Genomic DNA, 18239 nt, shown 5'->3' with positions numbered 1-18239 from the left:
TCAGCCTTGCTTGTGGCTTGTTTCATATAAGCCTCAAGCCAGGTAAGGCGACAAACGACGATTCTTTTTCGATATCGGAAAATAAAACTCAGCCATGATGTCGCGACGACTGCCTTCACTTTCTTCCCTGCGTGCCTTCGAAGCGGCGGCGCGACACCTCAGTGCCAAGCGCGCCGCCGAGGAGCTATCGGTGACGCCGACGGCGATCAGCCATCAGATCCGCCAGCTCGAAGAGAGCCTCGGTGTGGCACTGTTCGTGCGCCGGCCGCGGCAGCTGGTACTGACGGCCCAGGGGCAGACGTTGCTGGCGGTGCTTAGCGACTCCTTCGATGCCATCGCCGAAACGGTGACTAAGCTGCGCCGGCCGCCCTCGCGCCATGGCGTGAAGCTCTCGACTACGCCAGCCGTGGCCGCGCGCTGGCTGCTGCCCTGGGTGTGTCTGCTGCGCGACGCCCACCCGCAGATCGACCTGAGCATCCAGGTCTCCCACGAGGCGGTCGCTCTGGACGGCATCGTCGCCGACATGGCGATTCGCTATGGCGTCGGCCCCGGGCTGGTCGCGGAGAAGCTGTTCGACAATGTCTTCGTGCCCGTCTGCAGCCCCATGCTGAAGCTGCGTGAGCCGGCCGAGCTGGTGCGCCATACGCTGCTCCACTTCTCGTCGCCCGCGCCGTTGGATTGGGCGGCCTGGCAGCGCCAGGTCCAGGTGCCAGGGCTCGACGTCAGCGCCGGGCTGATGTTCTCCGACGAAACCCATGGCATCGCCGCTGCCCTGGACGGCCAGGGCATAGCCCTGATGAGCCGGTATCTGGTCGAGGAGGAGCTGCGTCAGGGGCGCCTGGTTCAGCCATTCGGCCCCGAGGTGAAGGCCGCGCCCTTCCAGCTCGTCTACCCGCCCGAGCGGCTCGAGGAGCCGGCCATCGCCGCCGTGCGCGAGTGGATCGTCGGGCTGCTGGATCCCCAAGCCAGAGAGAGCGGCTGCCGTGCGATAGTCGAGCGCCAGTCATGACGTCAGTCGTGTCAGCTTGTCGGGATTGCGCACGATGAAGATATCCGTGGCCTGGCCTGAGCGGTCGTAGCCGAAGGTAACCGTGGCGACGACGTTTCCCTCTCGATGCATCACGAAGGCCAGGCCACCGTTGATGTCGGCTTCGCGCCATCGGTAGTCGGACCAGTAGCCGCGCAGCCGACTCACCAGGAACGCCAGCACTTCCTCCAGGCCATGCAATGGCTCGAGCAGGGTGGGCACCTTGCCGCCGCCGTCGGCGCTGAGGCGCACCTCGGCCGAAAGCAGGTTCGCAAGCCGCACCGTGGCACCCTCTGTGATGGCGAGCCGGAACGCTTCCAGCAGCGCTTGCTGGCGCTCACGCGGTGGGGCATGTCTCTGCTCGGCTGCTTGCAGATTGGCCCGCGCCCGTGACACCAGCTTGCGGCAGGCCGGCTCCTTGAGTTCGAGCATGGCGGCGATCTCGGCATACGAGGTGTCGAAGATCTCATGCAGCAAGTAGGCAGCACGCTCCTTGGGCGACAGCCGTTCCAATAGCAGCATGAAGGCGGTGGAGAGCGAGTCGGCCAGCTGCATGCTGCGTTCCGCATCGGATACGGCAGCGGTCGGGATGGGCTCGGGCAGCCAGGCGCCGACATACTCGACCCTGGCCCGGTGGGCATTGCCCAGCAGGTCGAGGCAGCGTCGCGTGCAGGCGGTGGTCAGCCAGGCATGGGGCGTATCGATGGCCTCACGATCCGCTGCCTGCCATTTGAGAAAGGTGTCCTGCACCGCATCCTCGGCGTCGGCGCGCGAGCCGAGGATGCGATAGGCCAGCCCCAGCAGCATGGGGCGGGCCTCTTCGAAGCGCAGAAAATCGGCAGAAGGCATCAGGCTGTCTCGGCTATCGGCGCTGAGCTGTCCTTGGCCCAGGCCACCGAGGCGGCATGGATCACGGGCGGATGGGCAAGCAGGGGCGACACCGCGGCAATATAGGCATCGTAGGCCGGCCCCTGCATGAAGGTCTGCGGATCCGCACCGTTGGCATAGCGCTGGAAGACGCGGATCGTATCGGGGTCGCTGTCATCGTAGCAGTAGAAATACGCATCATGGACCTGGCGCGCCTCGATGCTGGGCATCAGGTGGGTCTCCCAGGCGCGCCGTACTTCATCGCGCTTACCGGGCAGTGCCTTATGGGTGATGAAAAGCGTGCTCTGGCTCATGTGTGGCTCCTGAATCGTTGAGGTGAAGGCCAAGAGGCCGTCACTGACATGACGATTCAGGAGGGGGCTGCGTGACATCGCAGGGCAGCTTTTCTGCTGCATCACGAGAGGCACTGCCCGGCGGCGAAGGTACGAGCCTTCATCGTTCTACAGGCCGGGTGGCTCAGCGCTGTCTGCGCTAGGCGGCGGCCTGCTCTTCCTTGTCGTAGTTGATCATCCAGGCCACGCCGTATCGATCCGTGAGCATGCCGAAGCGATGCGCCCAGAAGGTCTCCTCGAGCGGCATCTGCACGCTGCCGTTATCGGCCAGGGCATTGAAGAGTCGTTCGGCCTGCTCCGCGGACTCGACCCCGACCGAAATGCTTGCTCCCTTGATGCCTTCATAGGGGGCTGGGCAGAAAGGGGCGTTGTCCGAGGCCATCAGCATCTGGTCGCCGATGCGCAGCCGGGCATGCATGACCAGGTTGCGTGCTTCGTCGGGTATCTCCATGCCTTCGCTGTCGGGCATCTCGGCGTAGGTGATCATCGCCTCGAGCTTGGCATCGAAGCAGCGCTGATAAAGTTCGAAGGCTTCACGGCAGTTGCCGTCGAAGATCAGGTAGGTGGAAAGCTGCATGGTGGGTCTCCAGGGGATTTGTTGTTGGTGTTACTTCCCTTCGTCGATCCAGCGTAGTCGTTTTCGACACTCGTCCGGTCATTTTTTGTCGCTAACCGATTTAGCCTTGCGGCTTGCTGTGAGAGCGCGTCGCGCAGAGCGGGAGGTTCGATGATGTCGAAGTCAAAGGGCTGGTGTGCCAGCTGTCGGGCGAACCAGGTCAGGCTATCGGTGCGGGCGTGAAGCAATACGGCATTTTCGTCTGGCGTGAAGACGCCGATGTTGCGCCCCAGCTCCGCGACGGCATGGGCAAGGTCGGTGTGCAGGCGCACGCTGACGGCGGTGGCACGGGGGAGGCTGGCCATGCTCTTCGTCAGGTGTTCGGCGGGATCGAAATCGCCGGGGCGCTCGAAGCTGGCTTCGAGAGGCGTGGCCTCAATGATGCGGTCGAGGCGAAAGCTGCGCAGGTCGCGGCGCAAGTGGCACCAGCCACTCACATACCAGCGCCCACCGCGAAAGATCAGCCCATAGGGGTTGAGTACGCGCTGCGTCAGTTGCTCTCGGTCATCTTGATAGTCGAGAAGCACACGTTGGCGCGTCTGGGTGGCAGTGGCGAACAATACCAGCAGGCGTTCGTCGCCCGGGGCGCGTGCCGCAGGCAATTCCAGCCGTGCGCTTTCGCTCAGCGCCTGTGCCTGCTGCTTCAACTTGGCGGGCATGACCCGCTCCAGCTTGGCCCGCGCGGTTTCCAGCGCCGGGGCGGCCTCGGCGATGCCCAGTCCCTGGGCGGCGAGCAGCCCCAGCGAGACGGCCAGTGCCTCTTCGCTGTTGAACATCAGTGGTGGCAGCTTGAAGCCTGGCATCAGGCGATAGCCGCCATGTCGCCCCCGCTCGGTGGTGACGGGAATGCCCAAATCCTCAAGGGCCTGAATGTAACGCCGCAGCGTACGGCGGTCGACGTCCAGCCGCTCGGCCAGCTCCCGGCCGCTCATGTGGCGGTGGGTCTGCAGCAGTTCCAGCAGCGTCAGTACGCGAACGGTGGGATTGGCCACGCTGATTATTCCGTTTTTAATAGGGCATGATATGTCCTATTTAGCCATTACCTTGCTGACAAGGCCAGGCGCAGAGGGCGCTGGCTTTTCTCACTCACTTTTTTCACTTAACACGGAGCAAGGCAATGGAACCCGTTCTCTTCTATGGCGTACCGCAAGGCTGTTCGTTCGGCTCTATCGTGGCTCTCGAGTGGCAGGGCCAGCCCTACCGGCTGTGCCGCATCGAGATGATGGAGCAGCCCTGGGACCCGCTCTACGCCAAGGTCAATCCGCTGTTCCAGACCCCGGCGCTACTGCTGGAGGACGGCGAGCCTCTCACCGAGAGCCTGGCGATTCTGCAGCATCTGGCTGCCCGCGACCTCGAAACTCGGCTGGGCTTCGCACAGGGCAGTCGTGAGTTCGATCGCCTCAACCAGATGCTGGCCTACCTCAATACCGATTTCTTCTCGGCCTTCAATCCGCTGTGGTGGCTGTACGAAACCCAAGGGTTGAACGGTGTGGAGCAGGAAGTGCTGCGCCGGCTGGGGCGTGAGAAGGTTGCCGAGGGCTGCGCCTACCTCGATGGCTTGTTGGCAAAGCGCGAATGGTTGCTTGGCGATGAGCGCAGCATGGCGGATGCCTACTTCGTCGGCATCGCCCGCTGGGCCGAGTACCATCGGTTGTTCGATATTGGCAGCGAGTATCCTCATCTGGCGCGGCACCTGGCGAAGCTCAGGGACGACCCGGCCGTGCGCTTCGCCGATGCCATCGAGCGCGGCGAGCAGCCGATGGGGAAGGGGCACTTCAAGGGCCATGTGAGCCTGCGGGAATTGGAGCCTCGTCTGGCCGCCTAGGGCTTCCGGGTAAGTAAGGACTTACCGGGGCGCAAGCATATCAATCTATGAGGTTTGGTCATGGCGCTTGCGGCTGTCCGCAGGCGCCTGTTCGCGTTCATGCATGCCATAGTCGCGCATCACCGTGGCGACGCGCAGGCGGTAGTCGTCGAACACTACTTCACGACCCTGAGCCTGGGCGCTGCGATGGCGTTCGAGCTGGCGCCATTGGGCGACGGCCTGCTCGTCGCGCCAGAAGGAAAGGGAGAGGATCTTGCCCGGCTGGGTCAGGCTTTCGAAGCGTTCGATGGAGACGAAGCCATCTATCTCATCGAGCAATGGGCGTAGGCTGGCAGCGATATCGAGGTATTGCTCGCGGTGGCCGGACTTGGGAATGACTTCGAAGATAACGGCGATCATGAGGCACTCCAGTTTTGACTTGTAGGTGGCAGAGCGACGCTCCGGCTTCTTCTGTTATGCCGTTCCATTGTGTCTCCTTGATCTATGCTTGTCAGACATAAACCGTTAGGCACGGAACTAACTATGGATGAGCCGGACCTGCCACGCCTTGCTCGCACCATCGGCGAGCCGACCCGAATGGGTATGCTGGCGCTGCTGATGGAAGGGCGGGCATTGACCGCCAAGGAGCTTGCCTACGGTTGCGGCGTGCAGCCGGGCACGGCGACGGAGCATCTTAAGCGCTTGCAGCGCGACGGGTTTATTACCTCGACCGCACAGGGGCGGCACAAGTACTACCGGCTAGCGACAGCCGAAGTGGCGCATGCCGTCGAGGCGTTGATGGTGGTGGCTCAGCCGGTGCAGGTGGCCTCGCCATGCAGGCGTCCTTCGGGTGCCCTGGGAGCTGCGCGATTCTGCTACGACCACCTGGCCGGGGAGTTGGGCACACGGCTGACGGCAGTACTGCTCGAAAGGGAGTACTTGGTCAAAAATGGCGAGGCCATGGACGTGACGGAGCGAGGCAAGGCCTGGTTTGCCAACTTCGGCATTGATGTCACTTCCCTGCGCAAGCGCCGCCGGCGTTTTGCCTACCCCTGCCTCGACTGGAGCGAGCGGCGCGATCATCTCGGCGGTGCGCTGGGCGCCGCCATGGCCGAGCGCCTGCTGGAACTCGGCTGGATCGAACGGCACAAGCACTCGCGGGTGGTGTGCATCAGCAATCAGGGCCATCAGGGGCTAGCGCGCGAGTTCGGGTTCGTGATCGAGGCGTCGCCGAGTGATCAGCCGGTCGCGATCTCGTCGTAGCCGCGGTTCAGGAACTGCACGAAGCAGAAGCCATGACCGAAGGGATCGGCCATCAGCGCGAGCTTGCCCCAGACATCGGTGGCGGTGGGCTGTTCCTGGGTGGCGCCGGCTGCGATGGCGCGCTCCATCGCGGTATCGATATCTTCTACCACCACGTCCAAGTGCACCGGCGTCCAGTGGCGAGTGTATTGGCGTTGAGCGCCGGGTGTGGCGCCTGCTGCAGCATAAGCCGGCGATCCGGTGGCCTTGGCCAGCAGGTAGATTGGCGCCGGACCGCCGATCAGTTCGACACCGTCATCGCCGAAGCGCCGCCCGACTTCGAGGTCGAAGGCCTGTACGTAGAACTCGATGCCACGTTCCAGATCGTCCACGTCCAGGTTGATGAGAAAATTCATGCTGCCTCCTGCCAATGAATCAAAGCCAATGCTGGCAAGTGTTGTAGAGATAGGTCCTGTCCGGTAAGTAAGTACTTGCCGGGGGAGTTTGGGAAGGGTAGCAGGCTTTGTGGGATAGCCGCTGCGGTTGGTGTGCGATGCTATGCTGCGTTTGTCAGGGCATGATCAGTTCACTTTGAAAGCAAGAGACGGAGTGTGCCGGGCGGGCACAGGGTTCACCCTGAACTCATGGAGACGCCGAAGCCACAGCGGGAGCCCGTCATGAGCGAGACATCCACTGAGTCACTTGCCACCTTCGATTCCGATGAGGCGAAATGGTCGGCGGTCCTGACCCGCGATGCCGAGGCGGACGAAGCCTTCGTCTACGCGGTGCGCACCACCGGGATCTATTGTCGCCCTACCTGTCCATCCCGTCGGCCACGCCGCGAGAACGTGGAGTTCCATGCCGACGCGTCGGCAGCCGAGCAGGCCGGCTATCGGCCGTGCCGGCGCTGCCAACCTCAAGAGGTCTCGCTGGCGCAGCGTCATGCCGAGCGCGTTGCCCGCGCCTGTCGGCTCATCGAAGCCGCCGATGACCTGCCTTCTCTCGATGAGCTGGCGCAAGCCGTCGGTTTGAGCCGCTTTCACTTCCACCGGGTGTTCAAGTCGATCACCGGGCTCACACCCAAGGCCTATGCCGTCGCCTGTCGCGCGGATCGTGTGCGCCAGGCCATGACACAGCATGAGACGATCACCGAGGCGATGTACGAAGCGGGCTTCAATTCCAGTGGGCGCTTCTATGCAGAATCGACTCATATGCTCGGTATGACGCCGCAACGTTACCGTACGGGAGGCAAGGGTATGGAGATTCGCTTCGCCCTGGGCGAATGTTCACTGGGTACGATACTGGTGGCGACCAGCGAAAAGGGCATTTGCGCCATTTCCCTGGGCAGCGATCCGGAGCAACTATTGCTGGAATTCCAGGACCGCTTCTCCAATGCCAAACTCATCCCCGGGGGTAAGGAGTTCGACACCTGGGTTGCCAAGGTGGTTGGCTTCGTCGAGGCGCCGGGTGTCGGGCTGTCACTGCCTTTGGATATTCGAGGAACCGCCTTTCAACAGCGGGTATGGCAAGCGCTGACCGAAATTCCCGTCGGCACTACCATCAGCTATGCGGAATTGGCGGAGCGAATCGGCTCTGCCAAATCGGTGCGCGCCGTGGCCAGGGCCTGCGCCTCCAATACCATTGCGCTTGCCATCCCCTGCCACCGGGTCGTGCGTAGCGATGGGGCGCTCTCGGGCTACCGCTGGGGCGTGGAGCGCAAGCGCACGCTGCTCGAACGTGAGGCGCCACTGGCGGATGCTGCCATGCTGCAGCATGAATGAACGGGTTTCATCGCTGAACTTCGTCCATGGGCGGTTCTTCCAGCGCCTCGGTGATGCCCGCCTGGGGCGTGCGTTCCAGATAGGTGGAGAGCACCACATAGCTGCGTGTGGCCTTGATGCCCGGCATGGCGTAGAGCCGAGCGAGCAGGCCCTCCAGCGCCCGGCTGCTGGCGCAGCGCACCTTGAGCAGGGTGCAGGTGTCGCCGGCCACCGAGTGGATCTCCTCCAATTCGGGTAATTCGGCCAGTGATCTGAAGGTACGGCTCTTGCTGCCGCCGGTGGTATCGACATGCACGAAGGCCAGAAAAGGCTTCCCGGTGGCGGGGCCGTCCAGCACCGCCACCGTGCTGCGGATGCGTCCCGAGGCTCGCAGACGCTTCACCCGTTCGTGTACGGCTGGAGCCGAAAGGCCGACGCGGCTCCCAAGTTGGGCATAGCTGAGCCCGGCGTCCACGGCCAGTTCGCCTAATATCTTTCGGTCGAAAGTGTCCAGGGGCCGGGCTTCCCGTTCCTTGTCCCGAACGATTTCTGTATTTTCATGGTTAGGCATTTTCGACGTTGCTCCGAATGTCATTCCTTTCTTCAATGGTAATGTCGAACCTCATATGGAGCGAGCCGTGTTCTCTCGTCGCGTTCTCTTGCTGACCGCCGCCATTGCCGTGATCGGTGCCAATTCGCTGGCGCTGAGCCCCATCGCCGCCACGGTGGCGGCGTCATTTCCGGGCCGCAGCGCTGCCGATGTGGTGACGGCCGCGGCGCTCTATGGTCTGGCCACTGCGTGCAGCGCGCTGCTGCTGGCTTCGCTGAGCGATCGCATCGGCGCCGAGCGTGCCCTGATGCGGGCGCTGCTGGTGCTGTCGGCTTCCCTGGGCGCTGCTGCGCTTTCGCCGGCGCTGTGGACGCTGATTGCCGCCCAGGCGCTGGCCGGCCTGGCGGCGGGCGTGGCGCTGCCGGCGATCTACACCCTCACCGCGCAGGTGGCCGAGAAGGGGCGCGAGAGCCAGACGCTGAGCTTCGTGCTCACGGGATGGACGCTGAGCCTGGTGGTCGGGGTCGGCCTGGCGGCGCTGCTGGCCGATCTGCTGCATTGGCGTGCCGTCTTCTCCCTCTTGGCGCTGGCCGCCGTAGGATTGGGGCTGGGGATCTCGCGTTGCCGCAACTGGGGGGCAAGAGCGGGCGGTGAAACGCCGAGTTCCGCCTTCAAGGCACTGCGAATCCCCGGCATTCACCCGGTACTGCTGAACGTTGCGGCTTACATGACGGCGTTTTACGGCCTGTACACTTTTCTCGGCCCGTACCTGGGCGAGGTTCTGCAGCTTCCCACGTCCTTCGCCGGGCTGGCCATTGCCATCTATGGCCTGGGCTTCGGCGCCGCCGCACCGTTGGGGCGGTTGGTCGACCGCTACGGTGCGACCGCCGCCGCCGGTACCACCTTTGCCGGCCTGATGCTGGTCTACCTGGGGTTGATGGCGGCCGCTGCTCTTCCGCTGGTGATGCTGGCGCTCTGTCTTGCCTGGGGCGTGGCCAATCATCTCGGCTTGAACCTGCTCATGCGCCAACTTGCCGAGATCGACCCGACGCAGCGTGGGGCCATCATGGGGCTGTATAGCGCCATCACCTATCTGTGCGTCTTCGTCGGTGCGCTGCTCTACCGGCCGATCTTCACCCACTTCGGCTTTGCCGCCTGCGCCTGGGCCTCGGCAATGCTGGTGCTGCCTGCCCTGGGCTGGGCGCTGGGGCAGTGGCGTAAAAAGCAGGCTGAGCTACGCTGCCTTTCGGAGCATGATACGTCGGCAAAGGAGGTATAACGGCATGATCGCCTACACCATGGTCGGAACCCGGGACCTGGAGAAAGCGCTGAAATTCTACGATCCACTATTCGCTGAAATGGGCTGGGACGTCTGCTGGAAAGACGATTCCTGCGTTTCCTACGGCAAAGAGGCCGCTCTCGACTTCCCTCGCTTCTTTGTCGGCTATCCCTTCGATGGTCAGGAAGCCAGTGTGGGGAATGGCACCATGACGGCCTTTCAGTTCGCCGCACCGGCACAGGTCGACAGGCTGTATGAAATTGCCATCAGCAACGGTGGCAGTGACGAAGGGGCACCGGGATACCGGCCTCAATACGGCGAAGGCTTCTATGCAGCCTATGTTCGCGACTGCGATGGCAACAAGTTGGCGTTTGTCGTTTATCCGGATGAGTCAGAGGATGAGAAGTAAACCACCATCCTGAGATGCCGATGCTCGTCCACCAGCAGCATGGCGTGTTCGTACTCCCTCGGGGTTGAGTCGGCGTCGACGAGCGTGCCGATGCCGTAGCGGTAGGCTTCATGGTTGGGCTGTCCCCACCAGCGGCGAAAGTCCGGCGACAGCTTGGAGAGCGCTTCTGTCAGCTCCTGCATGGCGGGGTCCTCGGGTGCGGCGGCCAGGTCGCAGCGAAACTGGGCCAGCAGGCGGGAGGCATCCCGATGCCAGTCGGGAAGGCGCCTACGTAGTGCGGGGTCGGCGAACAGCAGGCGCATCATGTTGCGCTCGCCGGGCTCCTTGTCGCCGAGGCCGAGCAGGGCATCGGCGGCGGCATTCCAGGCGATGATGTCCCAGCGCATGTTCATCACATAGGCAGGCCTTGGCATGTCGTCCATCAGCGTCTGCACCAGGGGCGGAATTTCCTGCCACTGGTAGGCCTCCACCGGTGGCGGGCGGCGGTGGGCGAGCAGGAACAGATGACAGCACTCAGCATCGTCGAGCTTGAGGGCTTTTGAAACGCTGAGCAGGAAGCTCTCCGAAACGTTGATGTCGCGCCCCTGCTCGAACCAGGTGTACCAAGTCAGTCCCACGCCGGCGAGGGTGGCCACTTCCTCGCGGCGCAGCCCCGGGGTGCGCCGTCGTCCGGTGCTGGGCAGGCCGACGTCGGCCGGCGTCAGCTTGTTGCGATGATGAACCAGGAAGTCGGTGAGTTCGCTGCGGGTTCGGTCGAGGCTGCGTCCGCCCATGTTATTAACCTATGCAATTACTTCTGGTAATAGGATAAGTGGCTATATTGTACCCCTATTAAGATAGGCCAAGACTACCATGCCAACCCTATGGAAAGGAGGCACGGCATGGTTTCCCTCAATGAAGTATCAGGCTCGCGTCTCGCCCGGCAGCGGGCGGGTATCAAGGAGTGGGCCGGCCTGGCGGTGCTGGCGCTGCCCACGGTACTGCTCGGCCTCGACGTCACGATTCTCTATCTGGCCTTGCCCGCCCTGGCGGCGGATCTGCAGCCGAGCAGCACCCAGGCGCTGTGGATCATGGATGCCTACGGTTTCATGATCGCCGGCTTTTTGATCACCATGGGTACCTTGGGCGACCGTATCGGCCGACGCCGGCTGCTAATGATCGGTGCCGTGGCCTTCGGCATTACCTCGGTGATCGCGGCCTATTCCACTAACGCGGCGATGCTGATTGCCGCACGTGCGCTGCTTGGCGTTGCCGGTGCGACGCTGATGCCGTCGACCCTGGCGCTGATCAGCAACATGTTCGGCGATGTGCGTCAGCGCGCCTTGGCCATCGGCGTGTGGGCCACCATGTTCGCTCTGGGCATGGCGCTGGGACCGGTAGTCGGCGGCGTGTTATTGGAGCGCTTCTGGTGGGGCTCCGCCTTTCTGGTGGCGGTGCCCGTGGTGGTCGTACTGCTGATTGCGGCACCGATTTTGCTGCCGGAGTATCGTGCGAAGCGCAGTGGACCGCTGGATTTCACTAGCGTGCTGCTCTCGCTGGCGGCGATTCTGCCAGCTGTGTATGGCGTAAAGGAGATCGCCAAGGCGGGGCTCGAACCCGTTTCGCTTCTGGCACTGCTGCTGGGAGGCGTAATGGCGCTTGCCTTCGTGCGTCGTCAAAAGCGCTTGGCCGATCCATTGCTCGACATGCGTCTGTTCGGTAGCCGCACGTTCAGTGCCGCTCTGATCGTATTGTTGGTTGGCCTAGTGGGCGTTTCCGGTGTGATGCTGCTGGTAACCCAATACCTGCAGCTGGTGGCAGGGCTCACGCCGTTGGCGGCGGGGCTCTGGATGGGGCCGCCGGCGTTGATGATGGTGCTGGCGGGCATCGTTGCGCCGTTGCTCGCCCGCCGTATACGCCCGGGATATGTGGTGGGAGCCGCGCTGACGCTCTCTACGCTGGGTTATTGGCTGCTGGCCACCGTCGAAGTCAACGCCAGTGGGGTGGGCCTGGCGATAGCTGGGTTCTCGCTGGTCTATCTCGGCCTGGGGACCATCGCTGCGTTGGGAACGGACTTGGTGGTAGGCGCGGCGCCGTCGGAGAAGGCCGGTTCGGCCTCGGCCATGTCGGAGATGGTGCAGGAGCTAGGCGTTGCGCTGGGTGTGGCCTTGCTGGGCAGCCTGGCCACTTTCGTCTATCGCGCTCAGGTCAGCGCGATGATGGCCGAGGGTGAAATTGCCGAGGCGGCGGACATCGTGGAGGAGAGCCTTTGGGCCACCGTTTCGGCCGGCGAGAGCCTGCCTGCAGGCGTATTGCTGGAAGCCCAGCAGGCCTTCACCGCGGGGTTGAACGTGACCGCCACGGTGGGTGGTATCGCCATCCTGGCGCTGGCGGTGGTCTCCATCGTCAGCCTGCGCCATGTCGGGGCGATAGGAGAGGAAGTTCAGGAACATCCAGCCGAGAAGGGCGAGCCATGTACGCTCAGCTAGTTCCGTCGGTCGTCAGCGCATTCCATCCCGCCATGGCGCAGTCGGCAATGGCCTGCAGCGTTTCTCGTGAGGCGCCGTCGCGAGCCTGGATCGACATGCCGTGCTGCAGCGTGACGTAATAATTGGCGATTGCCCGGCAGTTGGTAGACGCGGGCAACTCGCCTTCCTCGACGGCACGCTTCAGGCGGCGCTCCAACAGGCAGCCATTGGCCTGTCGGTGCGACTTCAAGGCATCGCAGACCTGAGGGTTGGCACCCTGCATCTGCGGGGCGGCAAGCACGATCATGCAGCCTCGTGGAGCAGGGCCACGCGTGAAGGCCTCGGCCGTGGCGTGCAGCACTTGCTCGATGGCGCTACGTGCCGTCGGCGCCGTCTCCACCTGCTCCCAGATACCGCTGCCTTCCGAGCGTACGTAGAGTGCCACCGCTTCCTGGAACAGTGCCTCCTTGCTGCCGAAGGTGGCGTAGAGGCTGGGTGCGTTGATGCCCATGGCCCCGGTCAGATCGGCAAGCGAGGCGCTGTCGTAGCCCTGGGCCCAGAACACTTCCATGGCACGGCGTAGGACCTCTTCCCTGTCGAAGCCGCGGGGTCTGCCACGTGGGGGCATGCTCCACTCCTTTTTGTATCGATAGCTACAAAATATCTTGACAGATGCTTGCGCGTCCAGCCATCTTGTTTTTTGTATCGATCACTATATAATTGGAGCGAGACATGCAGCGACTCAGCGGAAAGGTAGCGATGGTTACCGGTGGCAGTCGGGGTATCGGTGCCGCCATTGCCCGGCGTCTGGCAGAGGATGGAGCGAAGGTTTGCGTGACCTACGTCAGCGGCGAAGCCCTGGCGCAGTCGGTGGTGGACGAGATCGTCTCGGCGGGCGGCCTTGCTATGGCGATTCGTGCCGACAACCGTGACGACGCAGCGCTCGAAGCTACAGTCGGGCGTACGGTGGCCGAATTCGGCAGCCTCGATATCCTGATCAACAACGCGGGCATCTTCCCGACCGGAACGATAGAGGAAGTGACTCTGGAAGAGTTGGATCGCACCATTGCGATCAATCTGCGTGCGCCGGTGGTGGCTGCCATGGCGGCGGTAGGACATATGCCGGAGGGCGGTCGCATCATCACCATCGGCAGCAATCTGGCCCAGCGTGTTCCCTGGCCCGGCATCAGCCTGTATGCCATGAGCAAGGCGGGGTTGGTGGGGCTGACCAAGGGGTTGGCACGAGATCTCGGGCCGCGCGGCATCAACGTCAATATCGTGCATCCGGGCTCTACCGATACCGATATGAACCCCGCCGACGGCGAGCTCTCCGACCCCCAGCGCAGCTTGATGGCCATCCCCCGCTACAACGAGGCCGACGACGTGGCCGGCCTGGTAGCCTGGCTGGCGGGCCCGGAAGGGCGTTCGGTGACAGGCGCCGAGTTCACCATCGACGGCGGTGCCAATATCTAGCGAAGCGGGCTCGGGCGTGTGCTTTATTACTGTGACAGTTTGACCCACGGCATTGCGTGTGTCCGGCTACACTGAATTCTTGTAATTTGTAACCACAAGAATGATAGGACCAATATGGTTGAAGCTTCCTTGCCGCGTCCGCTCTCTTACGATGTCCCTTCGACTTGCCGTGATGCTCTGCTGAATTTGGCTGAGTACGCGGCAGATATGCCCATGGACCGTCATGGCATTGGAGTAACCGAGAAGCTTGAGGCACGCCTATGCGAACTATTGGGCCATGAGGCGGCCGTCTTCATGCCCTCAGGCAAAGCGGCCCAAAATATTGCCCTGAAGATCTGGTCCCAACGCCGCCAGTGCAACCGTATCGCCATTCACCCCCGCTCGCACATTGAAGAGTGGGAGGCGAAGGCATATAGCGAACTATTCGGCTTACAGAGCACGAAGCTAGGCGCTTATGATTGCCAGACCACCGTTGAGGACTTCAAGGCGATTCAGGAGCCGCTCGGTGCCGCGGTGATAGAGCTTGCTTTACGGCCGCTCGGGTGTGTGACCATTCCTTTGGATGAGCTGAGGGACATGGCTGATCATGCACGATCGCAAGGTATTCCGCTGCATGCCGATGCCGCGCGTATTTGGGAGGCGCAGCCGGGTTATGGCTGCACGCTGGCCGAGATAGCTGCGCCTTTCGATACGCTGTACGTGTCGCTATATAAAGTACTGAGAGGCTTTGCGGGTGGGGCACTACTTGGCCCCGCGGACTTCATCGCAGAAGCACGTATCTGGCAACACCGCTTGGGACAGAATCTGTATCGGCAATTTCCATATGCACTTGCTGCCTTGCAAGGACTTGAGGTGATGCTACCCCGCGTGCCAGCTCTGTTTGAACGAGCAAGCCTTCTGGCCGAGCGTATCGCCGAAGTGGAAGGCGTGATCAGGGTGAATCCACAGAAACCATGCACGCCTAGCTTCCAGGTTATCTTCGAGGCCTCTGTCGAAGAGATGCACAAGGCGCGCGATAGAGTAGCCGCCAACAAAGGAATCTGGCTATTTGACGCGGCCTGGCCTTCTCCGTATCAAGGGCTAGCCATGTTCGAGGTGCACATTGGTACCTCGGCACTGGGAATGCTTCCCGACGATATCATCGATGCCATATGGCAGTTCTCTATGGAGCTCAAGCGCTAACCAGGCGTTCACTGCAAGACCAGCTCGACCCGTCGGTTTCGGGCGCGGCCGGCTTCATTGGTGTTGCCGGCGATAGGGGCCAGCGGAAGAGGCTAGGCGTGCCAGCACCGCCTCGCAGAGGGCCCCTATCGGTTGCCGGGAGTCGAGCCGCATGACCGGGCACGGGAGTCGGCGTAGTCAGCGTTCGTGAAGGCCGAGCGCGCCAGCAGGACGGCGGCGACCGAGACGAGCGCCATGGCGACCGCCACGCTCGTCCAGCCGAGACTTGCGGCCAGCGCGCCCCCGGCGGCCGGGCCGACCAGCATTCCGACATTGTTGCCCTGCATGGCGAGGCCCAGTGTCGCTCCCACAAGCTCGGGGCGCGGCGCGAAGCGGGGCACGCTATCCATCAGCACGACTGGGATCAGGCCGGCCATGAAAGCGAACAGCACCGCGAAGATGGCGATCGCGATCCAGGAAAGATCGGCAGCCAGCACGCCGAAACCGAACAGCGTCATCACGAGAAAGCCCGCCGCCAGCACATGAAGTGGTTGGCGGCCCGAAGCGAGCAGGAAGCCGGCGGCGAGATTGCCAATACCACTTGCTGCGATGGCGATGGCTGAGACCGTGCTGGCCAGTTCCGGGCCGAGCTCGAACCGTTCCGTGAGCAGTGAGGGCAGGAAGCCGAACACCACGAAGAAGGCAGCCGAGAAGGCGGCGAAGATAGTGGCGAGCGCCCATGGCCCGGGTGCGACGAGCGCCTGCTTCAGTTGCGAGCCGATACGTTGGACGTGAGCAGTCGCCACCTTCTGCGATGGGATGGCGAAGACGAAGAAGACAGCATAGGCGAGCAGGATCGCCGAGTTGAGCAGCCAGAAGCCACGCCATTCGAGCAGGGTCAGGAGTGGCGCGGCGAGCATCACCACGGTCATCCCTACCGGCATGACCGTAGCCCAGACCGCGATAGCGCGATCCTGTATCCCCCTGGCAACGATGGCGAAGATCATCGTGGGTCCGGCCACGAAAACCGACATGAAGCCCAGCCCCTCGATGACACGAGAGAGCATCAGCAGTTCGACGCCGGTCGAAACGCCACCGAGCCCTGCGCCGAGCGCCTGAAGCGCCAGCCCGCCCACCACCATGCGCTTGGTGTCGATCCGGTCGGCCGCCAATCCCACAGGCGCCCCGACGATGGCCCCGACGATCGCGAAGGCCGATATGAGCCACGAGACGACGACGAGACTGAGGCCGAGATCGAGCTGGACGGTGCCGAGCGCCATCGGCGCCTTGCCAACCTGAAAGGCGGAGACCACGCCTGTGCCAGCGATGATGAAGACCGTGCTCCATCCCGCCTGCCGCGGCGGGTTCGATTGGGAGTATTGCGTTGCGGGCATTGTCGTGCGCTCCGTCTGTTCGTGCTGTGACTTTCTCCCCACCGTGCCTATGCCGAGACCGTGTAGGGTACGGAGTGGCGTGCGGTGCGCAGCGCCTTGGCCCACCATTTGAGTTGATGCAGCATCGTGTTCGCCGCTGCGGCACAGCCGGTCGGATTGCGTGGCTGGCCGTTCTCGTCGAACTGGTCCCGCGGGTTCTGAAAGCTGACCGTGTCGCGCAGGGTAACGGCATGAAGCTCGGGCATGACGCCGCGCAAGTGCTCGACCGCGCGCACGCCGGCCGCGAAACCGCCATAGGCTACGAAGCCGACCGGCTTGGCTCGCCACTCTTCGTAGCCGAGGTCGATCGCCTGCTTCAGCGAAGCCGGATAGCTGTGGTTGTATTCCGGCACGACCATCACGAAGGCGTCGGCCGCGTCGAGCCGTGCGGTGTATGCATTGAGGTCGTTATCCAGCTCTGCGGGAAGGATCGCGGGGAGGTTGAGGTCGGCCAGGTCGATGTAATCGACCTCGAACTCCTGGCTGTCCTTCACATGGTTCAGGAACCACTTGCCGATCGTTGGTGCGAAGCGGCCTTCACGATTGCTGCCGACGATGATCGCGAGGCGGATGGGCGTGTCATTCATGGTCTTCTCTCCTTTGTTGGTCCTGCCGCTGGGCAATGGCGTGTCGTTCCCGCCGGAACGAAGCTCTGGCGGGGAACGTGTGGTCGATGTCGGGATGAAGGAGTCTGTGCGCTCAGGTGCGCGGTGCTTCCGTAGGAGTTTTATGCCACAGCTTGGTGATTCACGGGACTGACAAAAGATGGATCATCTTGATCTATCGGATTGGACTATTGCGGTCAGTCGATCAACTGATCCTGGCCGCAGCTATTGCATCGATCTCCAACGAGCAGGCCGATAGGGCGTCCAGCAGCGCCTTGCGGAAGGCGGCGCCCGCCGGACCGAGAGGCCGGTCGATGCGGCGGGCAAGGTAGGTCTGCGTCATTGATTCGCCGCCCTCGGAGAAGGCTGCGACCGGAAGCCGAACGAGATCACCCTCGTGCAGCTCGCGTTCGATCATCCAGAGCGGGAGGCTGCCCCAGCCGACTCCCGACAGGATCAGCGTCTTCTTCGTAAGGTTGTCCGCCACCCGCCAGCGCGACGGGGATACCACGCCATAGTCGCGCTTGCCTGTGAGCGCAGACGGATCTTCGCCAACCACCTGGATGTGATCGGCGAGCGTAGTCGTGCTGAGTGGTGCGCCGACCGTCTGCGCGAGCGGATGGCCTCGCGCGACAACGGCGGCACGTCTGACTGTCGTCAGCGCTTCCAATTCGATCGCCGGATTGATCAAGTCGATTCCGCTGATCGCCAGATCGCATTCACCTTCCAGCAACGCTTCAAACGATGCCCCAAGCGGCGTCGAGAGAATACGGAAGGTGACCGTGGGATAGGTTTCGCAAAGCGCGTTGAGGGCGCGCCCCAGGACCGGTAACGGGAACTGTGGGTCGAGTGCCACGGTGATCTCCAGTTCCACGCCCTGGCCCAGCCCCCGCGCCCGCGCGCGCACCGCGTCGACCTTGATCAGCAGCGCCCTGACATCTGCCAGAAGTGACGCTCCGGAGGGGGTGAGCCTTGGCCTGTGACCGGAACGGTCGAAGAGCTCCACCTCAAGCTGCGCTTCGAGATTGCCAATGGCATGGCTAATCGCCGACTGCACCCGCGACAGCCGCATCGCCGCCGCGCGGAAGCTGCCGGTCTCGGCGACGGTGACGAAGACGCGCATCTGATCGAGCGTCAGGCCGTCCAACATGTTCGATTCCTCCGATCATTCTCTGCGAACGTATAGCACTCCCCTGTATAGGCTCAACGACCG

21 protein-coding genes are annotated in these 18239 nt (G+C 63.1%); 9 read left to right on the top strand and 12 right to left on the bottom strand.

Translation table 11 applies throughout. From position 1 onward, the window contains the following. The first annotated feature begins 94 nt into the window (after positions 1 to 94). Positions 95 to 1009, top strand: a complete 915-nt coding sequence (locus AC2VNO_RS13130) for a LysR substrate-binding domain-containing protein (RefSeq protein WP_486934534.1) — start codon at positions 95 to 97, stop codon at positions 1007 to 1009. Here the strand turns inward: AC2VNO_RS13130 and sigJ are convergent. The 4 genes from sigJ to AC2VNO_RS13110 form a co-directional block, all read right to left on the bottom strand. Continuing rightward, positions 1004 to 1876: an RNA polymerase sigma factor SigJ gene (sigJ, locus tag AC2VNO_RS13125; protein ID WP_486934533.1), complete on the bottom strand. Its 873-nt coding sequence runs from the start codon at positions 1874 to 1876 to the stop codon at positions 1004 to 1006. The two genes, AC2VNO_RS13130 and sigJ, sit on opposite strands and share 6 nt — an antisense overlap. Continuing rightward, positions 1876 to 2208 carry a putative quinol monooxygenase gene (locus AC2VNO_RS13120; RefSeq protein ID WP_486934532.1) on the bottom strand — a complete coding sequence of 111 codons (333 nt, stop codon included), beginning with the start codon at positions 2206 to 2208 and terminating at the stop codon, positions 1876 to 1878. The genes sigJ and AC2VNO_RS13120 overlap by 1 nt, the downstream gene beginning before the upstream one ends. 178 nt (positions 2209 to 2386) lie before the next feature. Next, positions 2387 to 2824: a VOC family protein gene (locus tag AC2VNO_RS13115; protein ID WP_486934531.1), complete on the bottom strand. Its 438-nt coding sequence runs from the start codon at positions 2822 to 2824 to the stop codon at positions 2387 to 2389. Continuing rightward, on the bottom strand, positions 2803 to 3855 hold the full coding sequence (locus tag AC2VNO_RS13110) for a helix-turn-helix transcriptional regulator (RefSeq protein ID WP_486934530.1): 1053 nt from the start codon (positions 3853 to 3855) through the stop codon (positions 2803 to 2805). The genes AC2VNO_RS13115 and AC2VNO_RS13110 overlap by 22 nt, the downstream gene beginning before the upstream one ends. A gap of 125 nt (positions 3856 to 3980) precedes the next feature. Here AC2VNO_RS13110 and AC2VNO_RS13105 point away from each other — a divergent pair, with 125 nt between their 5' ends. After that, positions 3981 to 4688 carry a glutathione S-transferase family protein gene (locus AC2VNO_RS13105; protein ID WP_486934529.1) on the top strand — a complete coding sequence of 236 codons (708 nt, stop codon included), beginning with the start codon at positions 3981 to 3983 and terminating at the stop codon, positions 4686 to 4688. A gap of 45 nt (positions 4689 to 4733) precedes the next feature. On the opposite strand, the gene AC2VNO_RS13100 is transcribed toward AC2VNO_RS13105, so the two are convergent. After that, complete coding sequence (locus AC2VNO_RS13100; RefSeq protein ID WP_486934528.1) at positions 4734 to 5087, bottom strand: antibiotic biosynthesis monooxygenase family protein; 354 nt, start codon at positions 5085 to 5087, stop codon at positions 4734 to 4736. Between the two features lie 123 nt (positions 5088 to 5210). Between AC2VNO_RS13100 and AC2VNO_RS13095 the strand changes: the two genes are divergently transcribed. Continuing rightward, complete coding sequence (locus AC2VNO_RS13095) at positions 5211 to 5930, top strand: ArsR/SmtB family transcription factor (RefSeq protein WP_486934527.1); 720 nt, start codon at positions 5211 to 5213, stop codon at positions 5928 to 5930. Here the strand turns inward: AC2VNO_RS13095 and AC2VNO_RS13090 are convergent. Continuing rightward, positions 5906 to 6325 (bottom strand): VOC family protein, encoded by a 420-nt coding sequence (locus AC2VNO_RS13090; protein ID WP_486934526.1) that lies wholly within the window; start codon positions 6323 to 6325, stop codon positions 5906 to 5908. The genes AC2VNO_RS13095 and AC2VNO_RS13090 overlap by 25 nt on opposite strands. Before the next feature lie 261 nt (positions 6326 to 6586). Here AC2VNO_RS13090 and ada point away from each other — a divergent pair, with 261 nt between their 5' ends. Further along, positions 6587 to 7690, top strand: coding sequence for a bifunctional DNA-binding transcriptional regulator/O6-methylguanine-DNA methyltransferase Ada (ada, locus tag AC2VNO_RS13085; protein ID WP_486934525.1), 1104 nt, complete (start codon positions 6587 to 6589; stop codon positions 7688 to 7690). A gap of 7 nt (positions 7691 to 7697) precedes the next feature. Here ada and AC2VNO_RS13080 read toward each other — a convergent pair whose 3' ends face one another. After that, complete coding sequence (locus tag AC2VNO_RS13080) at positions 7698 to 8240, bottom strand: Lrp/AsnC family transcriptional regulator (RefSeq protein ID WP_486934524.1); 543 nt, start codon at positions 8238 to 8240, stop codon at positions 7698 to 7700. Between the two features lie 67 nt (positions 8241 to 8307). Here AC2VNO_RS13080 and AC2VNO_RS13075 point away from each other — a divergent pair, with 67 nt between their 5' ends. Then, positions 8308 to 9498, top strand: a complete 1191-nt coding sequence (locus tag AC2VNO_RS13075; protein ID WP_486934523.1) for an MFS transporter — start codon at positions 8308 to 8310, stop codon at positions 9496 to 9498. 4 nt (positions 9499 to 9502) lie between these two features. Next, on the top strand, positions 9503 to 9907 hold the full coding sequence (locus AC2VNO_RS13070) for a VOC family protein (RefSeq protein WP_486934522.1): 405 nt from the start codon (positions 9503 to 9505) through the stop codon (positions 9905 to 9907). Here AC2VNO_RS13070 and AC2VNO_RS13065 read toward each other — a convergent pair. Further along, the gene (locus AC2VNO_RS13065; RefSeq protein ID WP_486934521.1) at positions 9877 to 10680 is read right to left on the bottom strand and encodes a helix-turn-helix transcriptional regulator; all 804 of its coding nucleotides are present in this window, start codon (positions 10678 to 10680) and stop codon (positions 9877 to 9879) included. The genes AC2VNO_RS13070 and AC2VNO_RS13065 overlap by 31 nt on opposite strands. A gap of 108 nt (positions 10681 to 10788) precedes the next feature. On the opposite strand from AC2VNO_RS13065, the gene AC2VNO_RS13060 reads away from it, so the two are divergent. Further along, complete coding sequence (locus AC2VNO_RS13060) at positions 10789 to 12375, top strand: MFS transporter (protein WP_486934520.1); 1587 nt, start codon at positions 10789 to 10791, stop codon at positions 12373 to 12375. On the opposite strand, the gene AC2VNO_RS13055 is transcribed toward AC2VNO_RS13060, so the two are convergent. After that, the gene (locus AC2VNO_RS13055) at positions 12368 to 12982 is read right to left on the bottom strand and encodes a TetR/AcrR family transcriptional regulator (protein ID WP_486934519.1); all 615 of its coding nucleotides are present in this window, start codon (positions 12980 to 12982) and stop codon (positions 12368 to 12370) included. The two genes, AC2VNO_RS13060 and AC2VNO_RS13055, sit on opposite strands and share 8 nt — an antisense overlap. Positions 12983 to 13086: 104 nt before the next feature. Between AC2VNO_RS13055 and AC2VNO_RS13050 the strand changes: the two genes are divergently transcribed. Further along, on the top strand, positions 13087 to 13827 hold the full coding sequence (locus AC2VNO_RS13050; protein WP_486934518.1) for an SDR family NAD(P)-dependent oxidoreductase: 741 nt from the start codon (positions 13087 to 13089) through the stop codon (positions 13825 to 13827). A 114-nt stretch (positions 13828 to 13941) separates the two neighbouring features. Continuing rightward, entirely contained in the window at positions 13942 to 15009 is a 1068-nt protein-coding gene (locus AC2VNO_RS13045; RefSeq protein ID WP_486934517.1) for a threonine aldolase family protein, read from the top strand. A gap of 125 nt (positions 15010 to 15134) precedes the next feature. Here AC2VNO_RS13045 and AC2VNO_RS13040 read toward each other — a convergent pair whose 3' ends face one another. From AC2VNO_RS13040 to AC2VNO_RS13030, 3 genes are all read right to left on the bottom strand, one after another. After that, the gene (locus tag AC2VNO_RS13040; RefSeq protein WP_486934516.1) at positions 15135 to 16382 is read right to left on the bottom strand and encodes an MFS transporter; all 1248 of its coding nucleotides are present in this window, start codon (positions 16380 to 16382) and stop codon (positions 15135 to 15137) included. Positions 16383 to 16429: 47 nt separating this feature from the next. After that, entirely contained in the window at positions 16430 to 17008 is a 579-nt protein-coding gene (locus AC2VNO_RS13035) for an NADPH-dependent FMN reductase (RefSeq protein WP_486934515.1), read from the bottom strand. 223 nt (positions 17009 to 17231) lie between these two features. Next, on the bottom strand, positions 17232 to 18176 hold the full coding sequence (locus AC2VNO_RS13030; RefSeq protein WP_486934514.1) for a LysR family transcriptional regulator: 945 nt from the start codon (positions 18174 to 18176) through the stop codon (positions 17232 to 17234). Positions 18177 to 18239 lie beyond the last annotated feature (63 nt).

The organism is Halomonas sp. TH-94 (assembly GCF_057473365.1).
This window is presented reverse-complemented; position numbering and strand designations above follow the sequence as displayed.